At 67.9% G+C, this 368-nt stretch carries 1 protein-coding gene; it reads left to right on the top strand.

The window, feature by feature from the left end:
* Positions 1–10: 10 nt before the first annotated feature.
* A partial coding sequence (locus AC1DKD_RS42490) for an L-serine ammonia-lyase, iron-sulfur-dependent, subunit alpha (RefSeq protein WP_477144901.1) occupies positions 11–368 on the top strand: 358 nt, incomplete at its 3' end.

The following is a 368-nucleotide window of genomic DNA, read 5'->3' as shown; positions in this document are numbered from 1 at the left end:
CCCCAACGGCATGACCTTCCGGGCCCTGGACCACGCGGGTGCGGTGCTGAGCGAGCGGAGTTTCTACTCGATCGGCGGCGGCTTCGTGGTGGACGGCGACGCCGAGGGGGCGGACAAGTTGGTGCCGGATGACACCGTGCTGCCTTACCCGTTCTCCACGGCGGATGAACTCCTGGAGATCTGCAGCCGGGAAGGCATGTCCATCTCCGAGGTCATGCTGGCCAACGAACTCACCTGGCGCAGTGAAGCGGAGCTCCGCGAGCAGCTGCTGGGGCTGTGGGCCGTCATGCGCGAATGCGTGGAGAACGGCTGCAACGCCGAAGGCATCCTGCCCGGAGGCCTGAACGTCACCCGGCGCGCCCCCGCAC

It is taken from the genome of Cupriavidus sp. 05T313, assembly GCF_056396665.1.
The sequence above is the reverse complement of the archived record's forward strand: the minus strand, read 5'-3'. Positions and strand labels throughout refer to the sequence as shown.